This window comes from Holdemanella sp., assembly GCF_056804935.1.
Genome location: NZ_DBMEXE010000097.1, coordinates 3,410 through 5,850, shown reverse-complemented (window position 1 = coordinate 5,850; position 2,441 = coordinate 3,410). Strand labels below are relative to the sequence as shown.

4 protein-coding genes are annotated in these 2,441 nt (G+C 31.8%); all 4 read left to right on the top strand.

The genetic code is table 11. The features are described 5' to 3' along the window. Positions 1-38: 38 nt before the first annotated feature. The 4 genes from ACZQCL_RS05695 (at position 39) to ACZQCL_RS05680 (ending at position 2,397) form a co-directional block, all read left to right on the top strand. Positions 39-1,124 (top strand): hypothetical protein, encoded by a 1,086-nt coding sequence (locus tag ACZQCL_RS05695; RefSeq protein WP_482482162.1) that lies wholly within the window; start codon positions 39-41, stop codon positions 1,122-1,124. An 86-nt stretch (positions 1,125-1,210) separates the two neighbouring features. After that, positions 1,211-1,600, top strand: coding sequence for a hypothetical protein (locus tag ACZQCL_RS05690; RefSeq protein WP_482482160.1), 390 nt, complete (start codon positions 1,211-1,213; stop codon positions 1,598-1,600). A 15-nt stretch (positions 1,601-1,615) separates the two neighbouring features. After that, complete coding sequence (locus tag ACZQCL_RS05685; protein WP_118116528.1) at positions 1,616-1,876, top strand: hypothetical protein; 261 nt, start codon at positions 1,616-1,618, stop codon at positions 1,874-1,876. Continuing rightward, a complete protein-coding gene (locus ACZQCL_RS05680) occupies positions 1,876-2,397 on the top strand; it encodes a hypothetical protein (RefSeq protein ID WP_482482158.1) in 522 nt (173 codons plus the stop codon). Before ACZQCL_RS05685 ends, ACZQCL_RS05680 begins: the two co-directional genes overlap by 1 nt. The last annotated feature ends 44 nt before the right edge of the window (positions 2,398-2,441 follow it).

Sequence of the window (2,441 nt, the reverse complement as noted above, 5' to 3'; positions counted from 1 at the left end):
TAAAGATAAAAAAACAAAGTAAGAAGGAGAGATTTAGTATGACTAAAAATAAAGTGTTTTTATCGATTTTAGTATTTGTAGGTGTGTTTTTCATGTTATATGGATACCAGGATTTAATTGTGACTGAAGAAATTAATATGGTTGATCAGGCGCTTATTAATGGTTTTGATTTTGAGGTTTCATTCTTAGTTGGATTGTTAAGTGGATTGTTGGTATTGGTTTTGACTTATCATAAGGAAAAGATAGATCCTAATATTTTAACGGAGGAATATATTCGTACAAAGTTTTCAGTGTCTGATTTAGAGAAGTTTGAAACGTTGGATGAAGAAACAAAACAAGGTGTTTATGATTATTATCAAGATCATTTTGATTTGGATGATGTAGCGGATTGTTTGAGTTATATTGAAAAGAAACAGCCTAAGACAAATAAGTTTGTGAAATTTGGATTGTTGGGAATCATTTGCTGTGCATTGATTTTAGTTTTGAGTCCGGTTCACTCAGATTATGTATCGGCTAAGGAGCAATATAATGAGATTCTTAGACAGCAGGAAGAGGCATACAACCAGATTATTACAGAACAATATTTATATTATGAGGGTTTACCTACAATTGAGATTCTTCCTGGCAATAATTTAAAGGCTGGAGATGTTCAGAAATATGTGGATGAATTTATTAGAACGCAGCCGCAGTTCTTATTGGATAATTGTCGGTTGATTAAATTTTGTGAACCTCAAAATTTTGATGCAGTAGCAATTGCAGATGATGTTGATATTGATAATAGAGGTTTTGGAACCTATGCATATGCATCTTCAGATGATTTGTCAATTACACTACAGATGGATGTAAATGAAATTCACAATCAAAAAGGAACGGTGAGTCATGAATTAACACATATCTTTGATTTTGTACATGGGAATTATTATACATATCTTGGTATTTCCGATGGTTATGAATGGCAAAGATTACATGAAATGGCTCCAGGTTGTTTAGGGGAGTATGGTAGAGATGATACCGCAGAATTCTTTGCGGATGCAGGTGAAATGTATATCAATTATCCAGAAAAACTACTGGAAGCCAATATGGATATTTATAATTTTATGAATAATTTGTATCAGATGTATTAAAAATAAAAAAAATTTAAATTTTATACAACCAATTGAAGAATTACTTCGTCTTATATAGTGAAGAGGTAAATAAGGAGGAAATGAAAATGAAAAAGGTTATTGGTTTATTAGTAATGTTAGTGTGTTTTACAGGGTGTGCAAGTAATGGTGGTGTTGATTATGAAGATCCATCTACATTTCAAGAACAAAATTTTGCATCTTATGAAGAATGGGTAGATGCAGAATTGGATTTAGCACAATACTACGGAGGTTTCACAGATGAGCAACTAGCCTATTTTAGAGAGGTTGCGATGCAAGATGAAGCATTGTTTAGAGAAGAATTTCGTCGTTTTAATGAAGAGGTTGAAATGTATTTGCAGCAACAAGATATGATAGTACAACAACAAAATGAAATGGCTAATCAACAGCAGCAACAAATATTTGATCAGCAACAACAAATGTTTGATCAACAAGTCCAGATGAGTATGGGTTTTTAAAAAGGAGATGTTGGTATGCAACACGAAATGGATTGGTTGGGTAGATATTTAGATAAAAAAGGAATTGATTTGATTGTGCTCTATCAGTTGAGTGTGAAAGAAAGTGTTAAGTATTTGAGGCTGAGTCCTTTTCAAAGAAAATGTTTTAATGGAATCTATTGTAGTTGTTTGTCTGATTTTACATATAAAGAATTGCTGTTGATTGTAGAAAGAAATGTATGGAGCTTAATATTTACGCTCTTATTTATTGGAATGTTAATTTTAAAGGTGAGGTAATGAAAATGTTAAATAAAAAATTATTCGGTATGAGTTTAGTGTTAAGTATGTTGTTAGTGGGATGTTCTAGTGTACAAGAAAATGAAGTAAAGGAGAATAAAGAGAAAGTGGAAGAGGTAGAAGTACAAGTACAAGAGGAACAAAATGTAGAATCCAATGAAAGTGTACCTGTTGCACAAGAGTATTCAAATTCAAATAATCAGGTACAGGAATATAGTGCACCAATTGAAGAAAATTCAAATGATACATATGTTCCAGAAGTAAAGAAAACACCACAACCTGAAGATAATGGTGAAAGAGAGATCATTCTAGTACGTGAAGAAATACCAGCTTGTGATGATACAATTCCTTATGGTGCTTATACATCTTATGATGAGGCTAATAGTGCAGCTAAAGCAGCTTTAAATGAAGCAGCTATAAGGGAAGGATGGTTTAGTTCTCATTATGGAGTAGATACACATCAAACAGAGTGTGGAACTATTTATTATACGTATTGGTATGAAGAGTTTATTGGAAATTAATTAAGTGGTTATAAAATGATAGTATTTATATTGAATATCGTCTA